Origin of the sequence: Flagellimonas myxillae (assembly GCF_023502235.1) — a bacterium.
Lineage (GTDB): Bacteria > Bacteroidota > Bacteroidia > Flavobacteriales > Flavobacteriaceae > Flagellimonas > Flagellimonas myxillae.
Map to the genome: position 1 here is coordinate 1 of NZ_JAMFLY010000007.1, position 21165 is coordinate 21165.

General features: G+C 42.6%; 22 protein-coding genes. 9 read left to right on the forward strand and 13 right to left on the reverse strand.

What is annotated here, in order from left to right; all coding sequences use genetic code 11:
- The 5 genes from M3P07_RS17545 to M3P07_RS17560 form a co-directional block, all read left to right on the forward strand.
- Positions 1-1522, forward strand: a 1522-nt coding sequence (locus M3P07_RS17545; RefSeq protein ID WP_249971235.1) for a gliding motility-associated C-terminal domain-containing protein, incomplete at its 5' end; no start/stop codon positions are given.
- 280 nt (positions 1523-1802) lie between these two features.
- Positions 1803-2711, forward strand: a complete 909-nt coding sequence (locus tag M3P07_RS17550) for a PorP/SprF family type IX secretion system membrane protein (RefSeq protein ID WP_249971236.1) — start codon at positions 1803-1805, stop codon at positions 2709-2711.
- 11 nt (positions 2712-2722) lie between these two features.
- Entirely contained in the window at positions 2723-4693 is a 1971-nt protein-coding gene (locus M3P07_RS17555; RefSeq protein ID WP_249971237.1) for an OmpA family protein, read from the forward strand.
- 143 nt (positions 4694-4836) lie between these two features.
- On the forward strand, positions 4837-4962 hold the full coding sequence (locus tag M3P07_RS17810; RefSeq protein WP_284042198.1) for a hypothetical protein: 126 nt from the start codon (positions 4837-4839) through the stop codon (positions 4960-4962).
- Between the two features lie 24 nt (positions 4963-4986).
- A complete protein-coding gene (locus M3P07_RS17560) occupies positions 4987-6504 on the forward strand; it encodes a Kelch repeat-containing protein (RefSeq protein ID WP_249971238.1) in 1518 nt (505 codons plus the stop codon).
- 202 nt (positions 6505-6706) lie between these two features.
- Here M3P07_RS17560 and M3P07_RS17565 read toward each other — a convergent pair whose 3' ends face one another.
- The 3 genes from M3P07_RS17565 to M3P07_RS17575 are packed head-to-tail and all read right to left on the reverse strand — an operon-like array spanning position 6707 to position 8375.
- A complete protein-coding gene (locus tag M3P07_RS17565) occupies positions 6707-7534 on the reverse strand; it encodes a mechanosensitive ion channel family protein (protein ID WP_249971239.1) in 828 nt (275 codons plus the stop codon).
- A gap of 24 nt (positions 7535-7558) precedes the next feature.
- Positions 7559-7747, reverse strand: a complete 189-nt coding sequence (locus M3P07_RS17570) for a hypothetical protein (protein WP_249971240.1) — start codon at positions 7745-7747, stop codon at positions 7559-7561.
- A 1-nt stretch (position 7748) separates the two neighbouring features.
- A complete protein-coding gene (locus M3P07_RS17575) occupies positions 7749-8375 on the reverse strand; it encodes an RNA polymerase sigma factor (protein ID WP_249971241.1) in 627 nt (208 codons plus the stop codon).
- Positions 8376-8476: 101 nt separating this feature from the next.
- Between M3P07_RS17575 and M3P07_RS17580 the strand changes: the two genes are divergently transcribed.
- Positions 8477-9154 (forward strand): hypothetical protein, encoded by a 678-nt coding sequence (locus M3P07_RS17580; protein WP_249971242.1) that lies wholly within the window; start codon positions 8477-8479, stop codon positions 9152-9154.
- Positions 9155-9159: 5 nt separating this feature from the next.
- Here M3P07_RS17580 and M3P07_RS17585 read toward each other — a convergent pair whose 3' ends face one another.
- Positions 9160-10311: an MFS transporter gene (locus M3P07_RS17585; protein WP_249971243.1), complete on the reverse strand. Its 1152-nt coding sequence runs from the start codon at positions 10309-10311 to the stop codon at positions 9160-9162.
- Positions 10312-10422: 111 nt separating this feature from the next.
- Between M3P07_RS17585 and M3P07_RS17590 the strand changes: the two genes are divergently transcribed.
- Positions 10423-11289: an AraC family transcriptional regulator gene (locus M3P07_RS17590; protein ID WP_249971244.1), complete on the forward strand. Its 867-nt coding sequence runs from the start codon at positions 10423-10425 to the stop codon at positions 11287-11289.
- On the opposite strand, the gene kynU is transcribed toward M3P07_RS17590, so the two are convergent.
- Together kynU and M3P07_RS17600 are read right to left on the reverse strand one after the other, a co-directional pair.
- Positions 11278-12546, reverse strand: coding sequence for a kynureninase (gene kynU, locus M3P07_RS17595; protein ID WP_249971245.1), 1269 nt, complete (start codon positions 12544-12546; stop codon positions 11278-11280). The genes M3P07_RS17590 and kynU overlap by 12 nt on opposite strands.
- A 53-nt stretch (positions 12547-12599) precedes the next feature.
- Complete coding sequence (locus M3P07_RS17600) at positions 12600-13061, reverse strand: GNAT family N-acetyltransferase (RefSeq protein ID WP_249971246.1); 462 nt, start codon at positions 13059-13061, stop codon at positions 12600-12602.
- Positions 13062-13132: 71 nt separating this feature from the next.
- Between M3P07_RS17600 and M3P07_RS17605 the strand changes: the two genes are divergently transcribed.
- The gene (locus M3P07_RS17605; RefSeq protein ID WP_249971247.1) at positions 13133-13774 is read left to right on the forward strand and encodes an O-methyltransferase; all 642 of its coding nucleotides are present in this window, start codon (positions 13133-13135) and stop codon (positions 13772-13774) included.
- Here the strand turns inward: M3P07_RS17605 and M3P07_RS17610 are convergent.
- The 7 genes from M3P07_RS17610 to M3P07_RS17640 form a co-directional block, all read right to left on the reverse strand.
- Positions 13752-14309 (reverse strand): phosphatase PAP2 family protein, encoded by a 558-nt coding sequence (locus tag M3P07_RS17610; protein ID WP_249971248.1) that lies wholly within the window; start codon positions 14307-14309, stop codon positions 13752-13754. The two genes, M3P07_RS17605 and M3P07_RS17610, sit on opposite strands and share 23 nt — an antisense overlap.
- A gap of 5 nt (positions 14310-14314) precedes the next feature.
- Positions 14315-14593, reverse strand: coding sequence for a Sec-independent protein translocase subunit TatA/TatB (locus tag M3P07_RS17615; RefSeq protein WP_249971249.1), 279 nt, complete (start codon positions 14591-14593; stop codon positions 14315-14317).
- Between the two features lie 85 nt (positions 14594-14678).
- Complete coding sequence (locus M3P07_RS17620) at positions 14679-16991, reverse strand: M1 family metallopeptidase (RefSeq protein ID WP_249971250.1); 2313 nt, start codon at positions 16989-16991, stop codon at positions 14679-14681.
- Positions 16992-17053: 62 nt separating this feature from the next.
- A complete protein-coding gene (locus tag M3P07_RS17625) occupies positions 17054-17572 on the reverse strand; it encodes a DUF6702 family protein (protein ID WP_249971251.1) in 519 nt (172 codons plus the stop codon).
- A 49-nt stretch (positions 17573-17621) separates the two neighbouring features.
- The gene (locus tag M3P07_RS17630; protein ID WP_249971252.1) at positions 17622-18368 is read right to left on the reverse strand and encodes a hypothetical protein; all 747 of its coding nucleotides are present in this window, start codon (positions 18366-18368) and stop codon (positions 17622-17624) included.
- Between the two features lie 58 nt (positions 18369-18426).
- Positions 18427-19227 (reverse strand): carboxypeptidase-like regulatory domain-containing protein, encoded by an 801-nt coding sequence (locus M3P07_RS17635; protein ID WP_249971253.1) that lies wholly within the window; start codon positions 19225-19227, stop codon positions 18427-18429.
- Positions 19217-19957: a carboxypeptidase-like regulatory domain-containing protein gene (locus tag M3P07_RS17640; protein WP_249971254.1), complete on the reverse strand. Its 741-nt coding sequence runs from the start codon at positions 19955-19957 to the stop codon at positions 19217-19219. The genes M3P07_RS17635 and M3P07_RS17640 overlap by 11 nt, the downstream gene beginning before the upstream one ends.
- 215 nt (positions 19958-20172) lie before the next feature.
- Between M3P07_RS17640 and M3P07_RS17645 the strand changes: the two genes are divergently transcribed.
- Positions 20173-21165, forward strand: a 993-nt coding sequence (locus M3P07_RS17645; RefSeq protein WP_249971255.1) for a hypothetical protein, incomplete at its 3' end; no start/stop codon positions are given.

Below are 21165 nucleotides of genomic sequence, written 5' to 3' on the forward strand. Positions count from 1 at the left end.
GGCTCCTACCTTCGTGGAAGCCTTGCCAATGGATGCTACTGTTTCTTGCGACAATGTTCCTGTAGCGGAAATCTTGACCGCAACCGACAATTGTGATCCTAACATCACAGTGGTATTTGACGAACAGATCACGGATTCTGATTCTTGCGGTTCTGACTACGTCATTACAAGAACTTGGAGTACTGCCGATTGCGCAGGTAATCCTGTAACCCATACGCAAGTAATCACGGTTGAGGATACCCAGGCTCCTACCTTTGTGGAGGCCTTGCCAATGGATGCTACTGTTTCTTGTGACAATATTCCTGTAGCGGAAATCTTGACCGCAACTGACAATTGTGATCCTAACATCACTGTGGTATTCGACGAACAGATCACGGACTCTGATTCTTGTGGTTCCGATTACATCATTACAAGAACATGGAGTACTGCCGATTGCGCAGGTAATCCTGTAACCCATACGCAAGTAATCACGGTTGAGGATACGCAAGCTCCACAATTTGTGGAAAACTTGCCCCAAAACATGACTGCAATGTGTAACGAGATTCCTGATGCTGTTGTTCTAACTGCTATTGACAACTGTGATACCAATACTGCGGTGACTTTCGATGAGATGATTACTAATGATTCCAACTGTGCAACTGGCTTTATCGTAACCAGAACTTGGTCTACGGAAGATTGTGCTGGGAATGTCAATACACATACTCAGGTTATCACCGTTGAGTCAACTGGCCCTATTACAGCAAGTGCTTACGAGGAGGAAATCAATCTAATTTGTGGGGACGAGATTCCCGAGGTTCCACAATTGACCTTCATGGGTGGGTGTGGTAACTATCAAGTGGAATTCTCCGAAGAGACCATTAGTTTGGTAGATACTGAAGACTTTATGATTACCAGGACTTGGGATGTAACCGACTCTTGCGGTAACACTGCCTCTTTTGAGCAAGTGATATTTGTAATGCAGCCACAGCCTGAGGAAGTTGAAATCAATATTTGTGTTGAGGATGACGCCATCAACCTGATCAATTATTTACCTGAATCTTTCGATACCAACGGGGAATTTGAGTTGATCAGCGGTAATGCCGTATTGGAGGGAAGTGTGTTTGACCCAGCCAATTTGGAAGTTGGTGAATACACCATTAGCTATAGCTCAACCGGGGGAACCTGCAAATATTATGTAGATTTCACCATTATCGTAAACAGCGACTGTGTTCCTTGTGGTAGGGATGAGATTGTTATTTCCAAAACAGTTACCGCCAATGGGGATAACATCAACGATATGTTCACCATCACTGGTGTTGAGTACTGTAACTTCTCTTTTGAAGTAATGATCTTCAACCGCTGGGGAGATAAAGTTTACGAATCCAAGGACTATCAGAATAACTGGGGTGGGTTTGCTCCTAACAATGCCTTTGGAAATTCCGGTATGTTGCCTTCTGGAACTTACTACTATATCATCAATGTACTCAACACAGATATAAAGCCACTGAACGGTTACATTTATCTTGGAACCGGAGCAAACTAGGAAAACTATAACCACAACAAAAGGTCAACCCATTTAGGTTGGCCTTTTTTTATATCGATTATCGGGCTATTTCATGGACTAAGTTCTTCGGTCTAAAACCCACAGAGCAAGCATTCATCCACAGAAAAAGACACTTTATCGAAGTGGTGGTTTCAGGCCGATTTTTCATGCATCTTCAACGGCTATATTACTCAATACCATGCATTTCATGTTGCTTTGATATAGAATTTTAACCCAAATTCCAGCCTGGGCATCCGGGCGAAACCTTAACCGAAACAGCATGAAAACGCTTCGCAAGATTACCATGTCTTTGATGGCAATTGTTGGATCCAGCGCAATGGCCCAACAGCTTCCTCAGTTTACACAATATATGTTCAACACCATTTCGGTAAATCCAGCATATGCAGGTAGCCGGGAGGGCATGAACATGACCGCCCTACACAGAAACCAATGGGCGGGTTTGGACGGGAACCCGACCACAAGTACATTTTCCTTTCACACGCCCATGACCAACGAGCGCGTGGGACTTGGAATTTCATATATCACGGACCAGTTGGGATTTGAGAGCACCAATTATGTGTACGGAGACTTTAGTTATACCATTCCCGTTACTGCCGAAGCGAAACTTTCATTTGGTTTAAAAGCTGGATTCACCAACTATCGATTGGAAAATCCTGATTACAACGACCCTTTTTTCAATGCCAATTTCAATAGTTGGAAGCCCAACTTTGGAGCCGGGGTGTATTTAAGTACCAACAGATGGTACGCTGGTATTTCCTCACCCAGAATTTTGAACACGGACTTGAACGACGGTGAATTTGAAGCTTTGGAACGAAATAGTTATTATGCTATTGGAGGTTTGGTCATTGATATTTCTGTTGATGTTAAGTTGCGTCCTGCATTTATCACCAAATTTACCAATGGAGCACCATCCACATACGACATTACCAACAGCTTTCTACTTTACGAAAAAGTTTGGCTAGGAGCCTCTTACCGATTTAACGATGCTTCCAATTTTGGAGCGTTTATGGACTATCAGATTTCCAACAATTTTAGAATCGGGTATGCGTACGACCTTCCTACCTCAACCATTAGACCCTATACCGGTGGTACCCATGAGGTTATCTTAATTTTTGAACCGAGACTTTCGAAGAAAACCAATCTTTATAAGTCACCAAGATATTTTTAAAATCAATTCCAATGAAGCGCCACAACCACATAACCACACTGTTTATTGCCTTTTTTGGAGTGCTTACCATAACCGCACAATCCACAGTTCAAAAGAGAGCGGACCAATTGTTCTATAAATTTGCCTATGCCAAGGCCATACCCGAATACGAAAAAATGGTCACTGGCAGAAATGCAGTACATGCCTACCAACGATTGGCCGAATGTTATTTGATGCTTCGGGATTTTGAAAAGGCACTACCTTACTTCAAGCGATTTATCGACGAACCCGAAACCCCGACCAATTATTATTTTAAGTATGCCATGGCGCTCAAAAGCTCTGGTCAGGAAAAAGAGGCCGTAAAATGGCTTAAACGCTATAAGAAATTCCATAAAAACGATGCCCGTATAAAACAGTTCTTAAAAGATGGCAATCTCGCTTCCGTGGTATTTAACAGTAGGGAGCGGTACGAAGTTGAACCTGTTCATTTCAATACCAGATACAGTGAATTTGGTGCTTTTGTCCACGATGGGCAATTGTATTTCAGCTCGGGTCGCAAAGAAGTGGCTTCCGAAGACCTTTATGGATGGAACAACGAATCTTGGTTGGACATTTACCATGTTACAGAAGGAAGCTCCATGGACGTTCCCAGAAAGTTTGAAGGTGAGATCAATTCCAAGTTCCACGAAAGCTCCTTGGTTTTCTCCACGGATTATAAAAACGATACCATTGTTTACTTTACCCGGAATAGCTATTTCCAGAACAAAGAGAGCTTTTTCACCAAGAAAAAAGCAGACAAGAACATAGAAAAACTAAACAACCTAAAAATCTACAAAGGGGAGAAAGTGGATGGCGTTTGGAAGGTTACGCGAAACCTAAAGACCAACGCCGACCACTATTCTACGGGGCATCCAACGGTAAACACTGATAGAACACTCTTGTATTTTGCCTCGGATAGACCTGGTGGATACGGGGGCACCGATATTTATTATTGCAAAATTCACCCAAGAGGGGGAGTTGGACTACCTATCAACGCCGGTCCTATAATCAATACCCCTGGTAACGAAATGTTTCCCTACATAAACAATGAAGGGCAGTTGTTCTTTTCTTCCGATGGACATGTAGGTTTTGGCCAATTGGATGTCTTTGCCACTATTTCGGATGAGGACGGGGACATAAAAGATGTGATCAATTTAGGGAAACCCTTAAACAGCGAGAAAGACGATTTTGGATACTATGCCTTGGATAACGGGGTGGATGGATATGTTAGTTCCAACCGAAATGGAGGTAAAGGAAGTGATGACATCTACCGTTTCAAGTTTATCCCTTCCCTAATGCTTGAAGGAACTGTGACCGACGCAGTTAACCTTAAGCCGCTGGACAGTGTTGCCATCTCGCTATATGATCAAAAAACGGGAGAGTTGGTCCAACAAACCACGACTAATGATCAAGGCACCTATCGGATGATGGTCAACCGTGGCCAAAACTATCTTATTGAAGCAGTTCGGAAAACGCATCCGCACAAGCATGTATATTTTAGTACGCAAACAGTTCAGCGCGTAACCAAAACAGTGGTTCAGAATATCGAATTGGAGCCCGTTATGGATGTAAAGGTTCTGGCCGGACTCAACAAAATTTATTTCGACTTCAACAAAAGTGATATCAGGCCCGATGCCGCCAGGGAATTGGATAAGGTTGTAAAGCTTATGTCCGAAACCTATCCCGATATGGTCATCCGATTGGAATCGCATACCGACCCTGTGGGAAGTCACACATATAACGACAAACTTTCCGAACGGAGGGCAAAATCGACCTATGAGTACTTAATCGCCCATGGAATTCCAAGACATCGGATTATATCTCATAAGGGATATGGTAAACGGAAACTTATCAACGATTGCAACGGTTTGGAAGACTGCGACCAAGAGCAACTGGAATTGAACCGAAGAACCGAATTTCCGGTGGTTCAACTTAACAATACGTATTTGGCAAAATCAAAATAATAGAGGGGATTCTATTAAAAGCCGCCCATGAAGCAATTCTGGGCGGCTTTTTTGGTTTTACGGCTCGACCCCTCCGGTTCAATGCTAAGCATTGAACCACCTCCCCTCTGTAAAAGGAGGAGCTATATATTTAACTCCAAATTATGCTCCTTACCTTGGAAGGGGAGGTGGTTCCAACTTCGTTGGAACCGGAGGGGTGCATCCGTCAACTCAAAACGGCCATCCGTCAATTGGGAGGTACATTCCATAGCATATTCAAGTTTATTTAGGCTTTAACTTCTAAAACTTGAGTTATGGGAAAGAATACCCTGAATTATTTAGCAACCATTCTATTTTGCTTTTTGCTGATTGCATGCGGAAAGGACGATAGTCCGGACAAACCGGATACGCCCTCCAACGACCCGCCAGAGATCACCAACGTTGATCCTTATGAAGGTGTAATAGGTGATGATGTGGACCTTATTGGAGAAAACTTTAGTGCTACTACCAGTGAAAACACGGTAAAATTTGGCAACGTTGATGCAACTGTGAACAATGCCACAACTACCAAACTGGACGTTACCGTACCAGACGGAGCGGAAACCGCCAAGATTACCGTTACCGTAAACAACCAAACCGCAATCAGTGAAAATGAGTTTGTGGTCAACGACCCTTCGCCAAAAATCCAAAGTTTTACGCCCATGGAAGGTGGGCCTGGCACGGAAGTAACCATAACCGGAATAGGCTTGGAAGCCAATTATGGATTGGATAATTATAATATCAGTTTTAGCGGTAACGGTGCTGAACCAGAGGTAATAAGTGTATCAGATAGTGAGCTGGTTGTTGTAGTTCCAGGTTCCCTCACCACAGGTCCTATTAGCATTTATTTAAACGGTGAAACGATAGTCAGTGAGGATGATTTCACCCCAACGGCCTGGACCCGTAAAAAGGATTTTCCTGGCGGAAAAAGGTTTTTGGGAATAGCTCAATCGGATAATGGAAAAATATACGCTGGTCTTGGCTTAGATGATGATTTAAATCCAAAGGAAGATTTTTGGGAATTTGATCCAAATGAAAATAATTGGACTCAAAAAGCCAATTTCCCAGGAGGTCTAAGATATGCTGCCGGTAGTTTTACCATTAACGGCTTAATTTATGTTATTGGCGGGTCGGACAATACAAGTGTTGGAATCAATGATGTGTGGAGCTACGATTCTGAAAATGACACATGGACACAACTTGGGGATTTCGGTCCTGATATCAATCAAAGAAAATTTTCAGTCTGTTTCTCACTTAATAATGGAAAAGGTTATTTATATGGTGGTGAAGATAAAAATGGTATTCTTTACGGAGATAATTTATGGGAATATGACCCAGGTTCTGATACTTGGACAGAGCAAGGGGTCTTCCCCGGAGGTTCTAGAATTGGCGCCATTGGCCTAGCAATTGCCGACAAAGGTTACATCGCCCTGGTGGAATCGGATAATTCATACTTAAAAGATCTCTGGGAATATAATCCCGATGACGATTCATGGACTGAGTTAGACTCTTTTCCAGCTAACAATGGGCGTAAATTTCCTATTGGATTTGCTTCTGATTCGGACTTATATATTGGAATGGGAGCGGCTTCGGGAGTGGACTGGGATGATTTCTGGATCTACGAAACAATGCCAGCTACTTGGAGTGAAAGGAACAATTTTCCAGGTGACTTTCGATTTGGAGGGGTTGGTGTATTCACTGGGACAAATGGATATCTTGGACTTGGCAGGTATGGGGAATCCACTTTTTATGAAGATTTTTGGGAATACTATCCAGTATATGATCAAGAATAAAAATCAAACTAACCAAAAAAGAAGCCGCCCAAGAAGTAATTCTGGGCGGCTTTTTTGTTTTATATAACCCCTCCGTCCTTCGGACACCTCCCTTTCCAAGGTGAGGAGTTTGTTTGGGCCACGTTTCATGGTTCCTCCCTTCGTAGAGGGGGAGGTGGTTCCAACGCAGTTGGGACCGGAGGGGTGAAGTCGTGAGGTCAACTCACGACTTCACCTCCACCTTACTCTTCACAACATCCTTGATCGGAATCACAAACTTTCCGTCTTTTGTCACCAGTGTCAAACTGTTATTTTCAATAGCTTCTACGGTTCCCGTATGCTTTCCAATTACCAATTTATCCCCTACAGCAAATGTCCTACGCGTATAGAACGAACGTAACAAATCTGTAATGATATCTCGAGAGCCTAATCCCAGTCCTATGGCAAATGCCAACAGAAACGCACCCAAGATCATGGTCACGTTGTTCGTGATAATCGTGGTATCAATCCCAGCTTGGTTCAAGGCGGTGATGGAAATAAAAATCACAATAATGTAGAACAGCATATTGCTCACCAGATTGGATCCCCCAAACTCGAGGGAATCAAAGATTTTCTTGACCGTTTTTTTGATGAAGTTCCCGATGTACAGCCCAATCATCATTAAGGCCAGAGCACTGAAGAGTCTTGGCAAGTAGCGCAGTAGATTGCCAATTTCCGTGGAAATGATCTCCCAGCTTAAAATATCGGCGGCAACAATCAAAAAGACCAATAGTAAAACCCATTTCACAAAACCAAGGATTACTTTGATGATATCGATTTTAAAATCCCCTTTGCCAAACAATTCCATTTCGTTGATCTTATCACTCAACACATTTACCTTGGCCAATTTTAAGATTTTACCCAAGACAAAAAGGATGATCCGGGTTACGATCCATCCAATTAAAAGTATAATGAGTGCCCCTATGATCTTGGGCAAGGCGAGAGCCACGTCCCTACCCATAGCGGCCAGGGAGTCAAAGGTTAGGTCCTTCCATTCGTTTAGTGTATCCATATCTTTAGTTTTATAGTGCAGTTATCAATTATTTCCCAAGGTTTTAAATAGCTTTCGTAAAGCCGACCCTATATTGAACGAGAACAAGGATGCCATATCCATGATCAACTTGGCGGCCGCAATGTCGTTCATTACTTTTTTCTTCATACCTGGTGGAACCTCCCGCAACGAAGCTTCAAGTTCCCTAAACGGATTTCTAATTTTCTTTGCCATGCTACAAGGTTTTATAGATTTCCATAAGTTTTTCTTTTGCTCTTTTTAACCGCATTTTTACGGCACTCTCACCAATTTCCATCAATGCTATCAAATCTTTGATGGAGGCTCCATCCTGATATTTTAGCAATAAAATGGACTTGTCTTCCGGAGAAATCTGTTCCAAGGCCTTCTTTAATTTTTTGGTCTTCATCTCAAAAAGACTCTCATCAGGTATTTCGGCGGTCAATTTGTATTCCGAATCCTCGACGGGCACGGATTTATCGCTCATCTTTCGCTGCTTGTTTCTATTTACATAGTTCACACAAAAATTATAGGTAAACGAATACAGCCAAGTCGAAAACTTCGACCTTCCCTTGAACATCTTTAGTTTAATGAACAGTTGCAGGAACACATCCTGGGTCAAATCTTCAGCCTCATCGTCAGATCTGGCAAATCCATAGCATTTGTTGTAGACCATTTTTGCATACCGGTCGTACAACTTGCCAAAGAGCAATGGATTATTGTTGGCAACAATTTTCTGCACCAGCTCCTCATCCGATAGATGGGCGTAGGGGTCATCTGCTTCCAATGAATTCTTATCAATGTAATGTATAAGAGTTAGAAACAGTCTTTTGAGAAAAGTCACTGTACGAGGTTTGAACTGGTTAGTATTTTGTAGAGTTCCTTTAATAGGAATGCTTTACCAAGATAAATGAAATTGACCTTATATTTATGGAAAATTCGTCTATGAAATATTACGTCCTTTTCGGAATACTGGGGTTCGCCCTTTTTTCTAGCTGTAAAAATGAACCCAAGACAAAGACTCCTGCCGTAAAAGAGTTGACCGTATCGGAAAAAATTGCGCAAGCGCATGGTTATGATCACTGGAAATCTGTGAAGGAAATCACCTTTACCTTTAAAGTGGGCCGGGACACTACCAAACATGGCCGCACATGGATTTGGGAGCCGAAAACAAACAAGGTCACTTCCATTACGCAAAACGATACCCTGGTGTATAACCGAAATTCCATGGACATTATTACCCTAAAAAGAAATGGTGCTTTTATCAATGACCGCTTTTGGATTTTGGCCCCCTTCAACTTGATCTGGGATGCCAAAAATTACACCCCTGAACATAGCACAAACGAAATAGCTCCTATAAGTGGGGAAACCATGCAGAAACTGACCATTGTTTATGGCAATGAAGGCGGATATACCCCGGGTGATGCCTACGATCTGTATTTTAAGGATGATTATATCCTCAGGGAATGGGTTTTTAGAAGAGCTAACCAAGCGGAACCTTCCACGACCACCACCTGGGAAGATTATGTTACCCTTGAAGGATTAAAATTGGTACAGGACCACACCAAAGCGGAACCAGGTTTTAGCCTGAATATGACCAACTTAAAAGTACTGGTGGAATAATACGTTTAGGCCGATTTTTTTCTTTGTAAAATGAAGGTGGCTCCCAATACCAGAAGAATACAACCCAAAAGGGTGAAAAAACTATGTTTTAGGGAAGAGCTCTCGGCTATAAATCCCAAAATAACCGGGCCCAATAAAAAACCGGAGTAGCCGGTTCCGGCAATAAAGGAAATACCCTGTGCTGAATCAACTCCCTTCACATTACCACCAATGCGAAAGAGCTCTGGAACAATCACGGAAAAACCCAGACCGTTGAGGGCAAACCCAATTATGGCCAATAAAGTTCCTTCGGAAAGAACCAAGGTATAGCCCAAAATGGCAATCAAAGCCCCTAGGGCCACAATTTTAACCGAACCAATCTTCGCACTGATTCCATCGCCCAGAAATCGTCCAAGGGTCATGGATACGGAAAAGGCCAAAAACCCTGACCCGATAAGAGCTTCCGGCGCCATGGTAATCTCTTTGAGGTATAAGCCGCTCCAATCCACGATGGCCCCTTCGCTGGCAAAAGCCACAAAACCAATAATCCCCAACAAAAACAAGGGTTTAAACAGTTTCAGACTAAATGGTTCCTTCGCTTCGGGTGGTGCGGTAATGTGGACGTATCTTTTGAAGAACAATAGATTTATTAAAAAAGTAATCACAACCGTGATGCCCATATGCAAGGCTGGATTTCCTATAACCGGAATCAAAAAACTACTTAACCCAACCAATACGCCACCTAAGCTAAAAAAACCATGGGCGGCCGACATAAAATTCTGACCATCCTCCTTTTCAATTTCAGTGACAAGCGTATTCATGGCTATGTCCGTGAGTCCATTGGTCGCCCCAAATAAAAACAGGGACCCCATAAGCAAATAATAGTTGGGAGCTATAAGTGGAAAAAGGGCAGATATACTCGCTACAATAACCCCCATCCAAGTGGCTTTGCCCACCCCCATGGAATTGATGATTTTTGAGGCCAAGGGAAATATGGTAAATACCCCAAGTGATAAACAAAACAGCGCAATCCCAAGGTCGGCCTTGTCTATGTCCAATTTCTCCTTTACGGTCGGAATATAAATGGCCCATGTGCCAAACCAGATATTAAGGCTAGTAAAGACCCACGCAGGTCCGAAGTATCTCGGGTTGGATAAAATGAGTTGAAGTGATTTCATACCGCAAAATAACCCAACGCCAACAGAAGTTTATAGCTGAAAATATTCCAATTCTGGTCTATTTTATTCCTTATTAACAAATAATTTCATCGTAATTGGTAGTTTTACAGCATGAAACCCATGTTGGAAGCCATCAATGTCGGCGCTAACTCATCTTTGAAGATAGCCACCTATAACAACTCCAGTTATTGCGAGTCCGCAGGTTGGCATGTACATCCGGAATACGAATTGGTGTATGTAAAAAATGGATCGGGCTGCTTGCACATAGGTACCAAAAAGACGCCCTATTCCAAGGGAACTTTGGTGTTTTTGGCAGGTAATATTCCACATGCTGACTTTGGGAACAAAGACCACAAAGACAATATTGAAGTGGTGATTCAGTTTAGGAAAGAGTTTTTGGATGAAAAAATCAGTGTGTTTCCAGAATTCGAAGGAATAAAAAGGCTTATTGAAAAGTCGGGGCACGTATTGGTGTTTGATCAACAATGCCAGGACAAGCTACAATCCAAATTTGAGGCCTTTGCTTTTCAAGACAATCAAAGTCGCCTGATCAATCTGCTGTCCATCCTGGGTGAATTATCCAGGGAAAAACACTATCAAGTGCTGTTTGAATCATTTTCGACCCATGAGTTCAAAAGCGATGAAATAAGACGATTGGAAAACATTTTCGAGTATGTGAACACCAACTACAACAAGGAAATCTCCGTACCCGAAATCTCGTCCCAATTGGGCTTCACGCCCAACTCCTTTAGCCGTTTCTTTAAAAAAATGACCCAAAGACGGTTTCTTGACTTTGTAAATGAATATCGGATTACCAAAGCGGTGGAACTTTTTAATGAGGACAACTCCACCATTGCCGAGACGATGTACAAGTCCGGTTTTAACGACCCTTCCTATTTCAGCAAACAATTTAGGAGGTACCAAGGCATTTCGCCATCCACCTATTTAAATCGAAGGTATTCCCCCCTACTTTCCTAAGATTCCTTTTTTAAGAATTTGCCCAAAATTGTACATATCCGAGTAGGAGCAATAAAAGGGGGCGGCAGCCAATCGGATAACGTTGGGTTCCCTCCAATCCGTTATTACGCCATTTGTCATGAGATAGTCGAAGAGTGGCCTACCTTCGCCATGTAAGAAAACCGAAAGTTGGCAACCTCTCTCTTTTGGGGTAATAATTTCAAAACTACTGTCGACCTCTTTATCTATTTCTCCTAAAATGAATTCCAAATAGGCTACGATCAATTGCTGTTTTTCTATTAGGGCATCCATTCCAACTTCATCAAATAGTTCCAGGGAAGCCAGATAGGGCGCTACTGAAAGTATGGGTGGATTGCTCAATTGCCAAGCATCTGCAGTCTCGATGGGATCAAACTCGGGCTGCATTAAAAACCGGGTCTCCTTTTTGGTGCCCCACCAACCTTCAAAACGAGGAATATCCTTTTGGTCCAAATAACTTTCGTGCACATAGACCCCGGAAGCATTCCCAGGACCACTGTTCATGTATTTATAACTGCACCAAGCAGCAAAATCGGCTCCCCAATCATGCAAGTCGAGCTTAATATTACCCACTCCATGGGCCAAATCCCAACCCACTTTTGCACCAAATGCCTTTCCAGTCTGGGTGATGGCCTCCATATCCAATACTTGGCCGTTGTAGTAATTGACCCCTCCCATTAGAACAAGAGCCAACTCCTCACCTACCTCATTGATCTTATCAAGAATATCTTCGGTTCTCCAAAAATGCTCGCCCTCCCGTTTCTTGACCTCCACAATAACCTCATCGGGATCAAAACCATGGAATCGGGCCTGACTTTGGAGCATATATTGATCGGAGGGAAAGGCCTTCTCTTCACATAAAATCTTTATGCGTTTTCCTTTGGGTCTGTAAAAGGACACCATGAGTAAGTGCAAGTTAACGGTAAGGGTATTCATCACGGAAACTTCTTCCTTTTTTGCCCCAACAATCTTAGCCAATCCTTCTGCCAATCGCTCATGGTAATCCCACCAGGGTTTTTCAGCATAAAAATGACCTTCCACTCCCAATTCCCGCCAGTCCTGCATCACATCATCCACAAATTTTTGGGTGCGTTTTGGTTGTAGACCCAGGGAATTCCCAGTAAAATAAATTACGTTCTTTCCATTTACCTGCGGAAAATGAAACTCATTTCTATATTTGGCCAAAGGGTCTTGGGCATCCAATTGTTTCGCAAATTCCAGGGAATTCTGAAAGTCCATACGTTATTTTTGTTTAAAAATACGGTGTTTATTGGTGGCTATTGGAACGCACATCAAGTAAGCCGCATTTCGATGATGTGCTTTTTAAATCCAACTTTTTCATAGGCCCTAATAGCGGGGGTATTGTCTTCGTAAACGGTTAGTCTCATTTCGGAAAGTCCTTTGGAATCAGCCCATTTTTTAAGCCTATCAACAATTTGGGCATTTAATCCTTTTCCCCTATGGCCGGGGTCTGTGTACATAAATCCCAAATAGGCATAGTGCTCATGATCTAAATAGTGCCTTGCTTTTTTAGTTATGGCATATCCTGAAGAAACAATTTGGCCATTTTGTTCAACTACCAGCACGCAGGCGTCCTCGTCAAGGATCATTTTTCCAATATCGTAGTAGCTAACCGGGTCTTCCCTAATGGTGACATCAAATGGCCTTTCTGCCTTGATGAGTTCTTGTTCAAAATTCAACAAGATCGGTAAATCTTCCATTTGGGCGTCCCGCACCTTGTATTCTTGTGCCATAATCGAGGTTCTTTACATTCCAACTGCGTATCCAATGTACTTCTTTTCTCTATTTTTGCGAAAATTTAAGGATGCATTTTTTATCACCTGTACTGGAACGTTATATCGTTGAAAATTCGGAGCCGGAACCTTCACTTTTAACCGAATTGACCCGCGAGACGCATTTAAAGGTCGTCCAACCCCGAATGATCACAGGTCATTTTCAGGGAAGGGTTCTAAGCATGCTCTCCAAAATCATTTCTCCCAAATACATATTGGAGATTGGCACCTATACAGGGTATTCCGCTATTTGCTTGGCTGAGGGACTACAAACCGATGGTGAACTGCATACCATTGAGGTGAATGAGGAGTTGCATGATATGCAGCGAAAGTACTTTGATAAAAGTGGATTTGGAGAACAAATCAAACAACATACAGGGGATGCTCTGGACATTGTTCCCGCCTTGGAGCATCAGTTTGACCTAGTCTTTATTGATGCACAAAAAGTGCAATATGACGTCTATTATGAGGCCGCAATCCGAAAAACAAAGACGGGAGGTGTTATTCTTTCGGATAATGTTTTGTGGTCTGGTAAGGTAGTGGAACCCTTGGTTCCCTCAGATAAGGCCACGGCCACTTTGGTGGCCTACAATCAAAAATTAAAAGAGGATTCCCGGGTAGAAACCGTTTTGCTCCCGATACGTGATGGTCTTACGATGTGCCGGGTGCTATAGCCCTGTGCAAACGATAGAACAAAATTCCAGAAAGCAACCCCACTATCGCACCGACCAAGATATCCAGCGGATAATGCACGCCTACATAAATTCGGCTTGTGGTAAACAGCAAAGGCCATATAAAAAACAGCCCTACCCATTTTATTTTGCTTCGCAGCAGCAGATAGACCAATAAAGCAATGGCAACTGAGCTAGCCGCATGGCCCGAAAAAAAACTAAAATCCGAAGGGGTTTCCAGAATTCGGATATAGGAATTGATTTCTTCATTGTTATTGGGGCGAAGTCTTTTAAACACAATTTTGGTCCAATGGGTAAGTCCTGTGATAAAAAGAGCCAGGCCTATGACCGAAGTTATTCTCGTAAAAGCTTCTTTTTTGGGAAATTTGAGTAAAAAAAGAACCAAAAACCACAGGAACAAAGGTGTCCAAACAGAAATTTTGGTAACCATGGTCCAAAAAAAATCGTAGGGTTCGGAACCAAGGGAATTAAGATAGATGAAGGTGTCCTGGTCCCATTGTATGAGTTTTTCCAACATGGGGATTATTTGGTACTTCTTTTCACAGCACCGGTAACCTCATCCACATTTTTCTTTACTTCGTTCAGCTCATTCCGGATTTCCTTGGTAAAATCCGTATCAATACCTTGTTTTTCAGCGCTTTTTTGGATTTCGCGCTTTATATCGTCCGTGGCATCCCTGAGTTGGCGCATTCCTTTGCCCAAACCTTTGGCAATACCGGGAATCTTATCGGCACCAAAAACCATCACCACAATAAAGAGGATAAAAAAAATCTCGCCGCCGCTGATAAATAGAAAATGCATGGAACAAATATAATGAGAACTTGGTTGGAAACTAAAAAAAGCCCTGTGATTTCACAGGGCTTTTAACACTTAATCCAGGGTTTGCTTACCCTTTAATATTTTGTTTGAACTTATCGAAATCGGATTTCTCCTCTTTCATAGGCCAAGAATTGTTGGCGGTATCAATATCCGCAGTTTCCGCTTTGGGGTCAATAACAATGCCCACCAACTCTTTCTGTGAGGACAGCACACGCTTCACCTCCGCATCGTTCTTTCTCCAAATTTCAGGTGGATAGGTTACATTTTCCTTGCTACCGTCGGCATAGGTATACTCCACGATCAGTGGCATAGGAATACCTCCTGGCTTGTCAAAAGTGATTTCGTAGAAATACTTGGGTTCCTGCACTTGCGCCCTTTCTTCGGGAGTCATATTATCCATCATAAACTCTTTCAAGTTTTGGGAAACCTCGGTTGGGGATTTTCCTTTTAGTTCAGGATTGTAGTCCTCGCTGTCTTCCTCTGCCAAATACACCAAGGGAGGTAAATCGGCTTCTGTAATATTCCTATCGGCCATATATTTTTCCATTTGCTTGGTAGGCCTATTGGAAACATAATACTTTTTCACTCCTTTGACCCCGATATCCACATAGTCCGTGGTATAGAACCAAGATCTCCAGAACCAATCCAAGTCCACAGCTGAGGCATCTTCCATGGTACGGAAAAAGTCTTCTGGTGTGGGATGCTTAAATTTCCAACGTTGGGCATAGGTTTTGAACGCATGGTCGAACAACTCAGGTCCCATTACAGTTTCCCTAAGAATATTCAAGGCAGTGGCCGGTTTGCCGTAGGCGTTTGGCCCAAGTTGATATACGTTCTCTGGATTGGACATGATCGGTGAGATATGGCTTTGGTCTCCTGCCATATAAGGCACAATCTTCGCAGCTTCTCCCCTTCTGGACGGATATTTGGCATTTGGAGCAATTACATCTGGATAGTTTTTCCCAAACTCCTGCTCGGTCAAATACTGCATGAAAGTGTCCAAACCTTCGTCCATCCATCCCCACTGACGCTCATCGGAATTTACAATCATTGGGAAATAATTGTGTCCAACCTCATGGATGATTACACTGATCATTCCGTACTTGGTCCTATCGGAATAGGTGCCATCCTCGTTGGGGCGACCATAATTCCAGCAAATCATGGGATATTCCATTCCCTGATTTTTCGCATGTACCGAAATTGCCTTGTGGTACGGATAATCAAATGTATGTTTGGAATAGGTTTTCAACGTTTGGACAACGGCTTTGGTGGACTGCTCTTCCCAAAGTGGATTTCCTTCTTTAGGGTAAAGCGAGACCGCCATTACATCCTTTCCGCCAATTTTTACGGCCTGCATGTCCCAAACAAATTTACGGGAAGTGGCAAATCCGTAATCCCTAACATTGGTTGCCTTAAACTTCCATGTCTTTTTCTTTTCTGAAAAGCCTTTTTCGGCTGCTTCGGCCTCTTCCTGGGTAACAATAAGAACAGGTTTGTCATAAGATTTTTTGGCCTGCTTGTAGCGTTTCATCATCTCTTTGGAGAAAACTTCATCGCGGTTCTGCAATACCCCGGTGGCATCCAAGATGTGGTCTGAAGGTACCGTGATGTTTACCTCGTAATTTCCAAAAGGAAGTGCAAATTCACCACTTCCCCAGAATTGATGGTTCTGCCATCCTTCAACATCACTATATACCGCCATTCTTGGGAAGAACTGCGCTATAACATAAGCCCGGTTTCCATCTTTTTGAAAGTATTCGAAACCTGAACGCGCACGGTTTACCGTATGATCGGGAACATTGTACCACCACTTGATGGAAAACGAAATCTGCTCCCCACTCTTCAAAGGTTTGGGGATGTTCAATCGCATCATGGTTTGGTTAATGGTATAGGACAATGGTTTTCCATTCGCATCCTTTACAAACTCAATATTAAAACCACCATCAAAAGGTTCGGTGACATAAGTCTGGGCAAAATCCCCTGCCATATAGGCGAAACTCACCCCATTTCCATTTCGCAAAGGTGACTTGGAGTCCTTGGCCCTAACATTTTGATCCAACTGCACCCAAAGAAATTCTAAATCGTCTGGTGAGTTGTTATAATAGGTTATGGTCTCTTCCCCACGGATAACGGCATTCTTATCATCCAATTCAATGTCCATTACGTAATCTGCCCGCTGTTGGTAGTAATCGGGTCCGGGAGCACCGGAAGCGGAACGGTAAGTATTTGGGGTAGAAAACTCCTCGTACAACTGTTTGAATTTGCTTTGATTCACATGGCCAGGCTTCCTTTCCTCTTTAGCCTCTCCTTCTTCCTGGGCAATGGCCATTGCACCAAAAAGGAACAGCATGGAAGCAAAACAATACTTGATTTTGTTCATTTTCTTATTGATTTTTAAAACAGTGAAAAATAGCTTTTTTTTAACGAACTGTTAAAAGGCGGTTATAAGTTTAACATTCCTTTATTATTCTCCTTGATCAACACAAAACTCCTTTTTTTACCCTTCCATTTTAGATGGACAATGTTCTGTTGTTCTTCAAAGAGATCGGTAAGCACTTCATTTTGGACAGCAATGGATTTTAGGTTTGCGAAATCCACGTTCTCTACCTCGAGATAACAAATAATAACGTCATTATCATATTCCTTTCCCAAAAAGACATATTGGGAATTTTCGCCATTTAGTTCAATGACAAACTTTGCTCTAAGGTATTTTTCAATATAGGCATTTGCAATCTTGGATTCTTGTTCGGTAGCAAGCGCCGGTTTAATATCATAGCGCTCCTCCAAGACATCTTCCAGGTCGTCAATAAAAATGCGGGTTGTAATCTGAAACGACGCACTTTTTTCAGAATAGACAACATTGGTGACACTGAGATAGAATTTATGCGCCGTGCTAAACGACATCAGGAGGAATAGAGTCAACAAACCGATTCCGGTCTTTATTTTTTTCGATTTCATCATATCGTATTAAACTGCAATTTCAAACTCAATCCCCATGCCAAAGATAGGTTCAATCCAAACCATTTTCCTCACGATAGGTTTTGCTCTTATCAAGAATAAATTCCCAAAGTGCCAAATCATTGGCATCCTTTAGTACCTCGTCGAAATTGGGACTTACCTGGCAATAATACATAAAGTCGTAAAAACGATTCTGCGGAATTTTGAGGGATTCGATATACAGTGAATCCAAATACTTCTTCTCGACATTCCTGATCGCCATATAATTTTCGTCCAATCGAACCCGGTCCTTTAACATACGGGTCCTACCACTTATTCGATTGAGAATTTTGTTAAGGTTGATGCCAAAACCCAATCCTGCAAAGTAGACAAACTTACCGTGGTCCGCATCATTTAATTTATTTTCGCTTTGTGTCAAAATGGGAATATGGGCATTCGGCAAACCTAGAGCTTCGGCGCTAACATCTTGTTCCAGTTTAAGCCCCGTTAAATCCTTGTCCAAACTTCCCGATAAATTATAGGGTCTCAGTACAACCTCACTAAGTTCGTTTACAAATTCGGATAAGGAAACCACAAGATAGCTGGAGTCGAAAACCGCTTTATTTACAGGAATAACCTTTCTCTTAATATGAACTGCAGAAAAAACCAGGGTATCGTTAAGTCGTACAGGGATTTCAAACTCCCCATCCACATTGGATATCACCGCATCGTTTTGATTAGTATTTAGAACAACGATGCCAACCACATCACCTGCATCAGATTTGATTTTTCCTTTTAATATTTTTGACTCCTGGCCCATGGCCAAACAACTAGCGAGCAAAATCAAGAAAGGGAAGTAGCTCCGTAGCATCTGAAAATCAATCCAAATTATTGTTGCTCCGATATTCCCGACTTTTTCCTACCATAAAATCCCAAATTTTTAGCTTGTCATGGGAATCCACCGTCTGTTGGAATTCTTCATCAACTTCGCAGAAATACATAAAGTCCTCTATCTTCTCCACTGGGATTTTCAAATTGGAACTGATCAGGGAATCCGCATAGAAACCTTGCACACGTTGGGTTCTAGCATAGGTTTTATCTACCTTGACCCGGTTTTTCAGCATCTTTGTACGGCCTGTAATGGCATTGATCAAAGGATCCAATGGAGGCGTCAAAATCATGCCCACATTAAATTTTCCTGCAGTGGCCTGTTGTAATTTCCGCTCGCTTTGGGTTGGTATTTTGGCATGGGCATTGGGCAATCCCAAAGCTTCCGCACTCACGTCCTTTTCCAATTGCAATTGGTCCAAATCCTGATCCAAATCCCCCGATAGATTATAGGGGGTAACCACAACTTCTCTAAGTTCGTTCACAAATTCTTCTAAGGGCACGGTGATAAAGCTTGTATTGTACACCATCTCGTTAACCACAACAAGTTTCCTTTGAAACTGAACCGCTGAGATCGCCAAAGTATCCCGCAGCCTCACCCTAATGGAAAAATTCCCATCCATATCCGTGATTACCGCATTTTGGGAGCTAATATTCTGGACCACCACCCCGACCACATCTTTATTGCTGGAGCTGTAAACCCTACCCCGCAATTGTTTGGTTCCTGTTTGTTGGGCAAACAAGGAAAAAGAAAGGAGGAAAAATAGAAAAGTGAGGATGTTATTCCGCATTCAACTCGGCCAAATAAGTTTTACTCTGGGTTACCAAGAAATCTATCAGCTGAAACTCATTTTCCTTACGTAGCAAGGTCTTGGAAGGCACCCTGTCATCGCAATAAATCAAGAATGCATTGATCTTATCCTGCGGCAATTTTAAATCCACCACAAAAAATTCATCATCATAAACCTGTCGCATAACCTCGCTAACCTTTAAAGGTTGACGCGTTTCTCCAGCGGCATTCTTGTTCTTGAACAAAGCCTTAAAGATGTTGACGAAGTTGATACCGTCCCGCATTCCCCGCACGGTCCTTGACTCCGCAATGTTCTCCACCTCCGTGGAACGGTCAATTTCATATTCAAATTCCTTGAAATCCTCATTTTTTACCTCCAAAAACTTGTCTTGGTTTTCGGGAGTGACCACAACCCCTTCCAATTGGGTCACTTTTTCGGTGACTTCGACCACCAACCGATTGTTGTATAAAATTTCAGGAGTAATGGTCACCACTTCCAATTGATAATTGACCGCTGTAAATACCAATTGATCTCCCTCTTTGACCAAAATCAAAAACTCACCATTTTCGTTGGTAATCGTCGCAGTTTCGGCGGTAGAATTGATCACATTTTCGTTGGGTACGTTCACGCCACGATAAATTACCTTACCCCTTAAGGCCTGTCTATTTTCCTGGGCCATGGAAAGTGAGGTAAAAACCAAAAAGAACATGAAAAGGGTAACGTTTTTCATACGTAAGGCCATTTAGTCGAAGTTAAAGAAAACCCTTGATGGCCATATAAAAAAATATTGTTGTTCTAAACTTTTGTTAATTCTCCAAAACAGGGTTTCCAATAGTTTTTCCATTCAACTTTGAACTAGGGTATTTTGACGGTAATTATTAGAATTATCGAATCATAGGATTAGCTTTGCCAATTAAGTCTAAATATCCTCAAACCTCAGACACCGTGAAAAAGCAAATTTCTAGTTTGATTGTTGGCCTCCTTGTAATAAGCTCCCTACAAGCTCAGATAAAAATTGGTGAAAACCCTCAAAATTTAAATCCAGCTTCCGTTTTGGAGTTGGAAAGCACCTCCAGGGTCTTGGTCATTACCCGAATGACCAATGTTCAAATGGAAAACACCACCCCCTTAAGAGGCGCCATGGTTTATAACGTGGACACCGAATGTGTGCACTTTTATGATGGTACCCAATGGATCAACCCATGCGATAGACCCGATGAACAAACCTTTTCTGCAGACCCTATCGTAAATGCCAATCCGACGATTGTTATCACTGAAGATGGGACCAATTTCAACTTTGAGGTGGGAATGATCCGGGGCGAGAACATAGTACCCACCTCGGTAAATGGTCAAGTCCATATCCAAGAGCAATCAATTACAGGGGATAGAATTGCGGATGAAACTATTTCTTTTGATAAACTGGGAATCGGAACCACTTCTGGGGAACTCTTACAATGGAACGGGACCCAATGGATCTTGGTGGATGAATCTGCCTTGGCCGTTACCGAAGTGGATGGGGTCATAGGTAATGAAGTTACCGGTCCTGCTGATGCCACCTTGGTTCTTTCAGGCACGGGAGACGCCTTAAATCCTTTTTTGTTGGACGTAAGCAATGGCGGAATCACCACGGTGGAACTTGCGGATAATGCGGTTAACTCATTGAAAATTGAAGATGGACAGGTCAGTAATTTGGATTTGGCCACCGATGCGGTGACCAATGAAAAAATGGCCAATGACGCTGTGGGAACCAATGAACTTATTGATGGTAGTGTAACCAACATAAAACTTGACAAGGCCAACATTCCCCTTAGCGGGTTTGGCGCGGCAGCGGCCAATGTGGACATGGGAGGTTCGCAGATAAACAACCTCCAGGACCCAACAGCCGCGCAGGACGCAGCGACCATGGCTTACGTGGACAGTGAGGTGGCCGGGCTCACA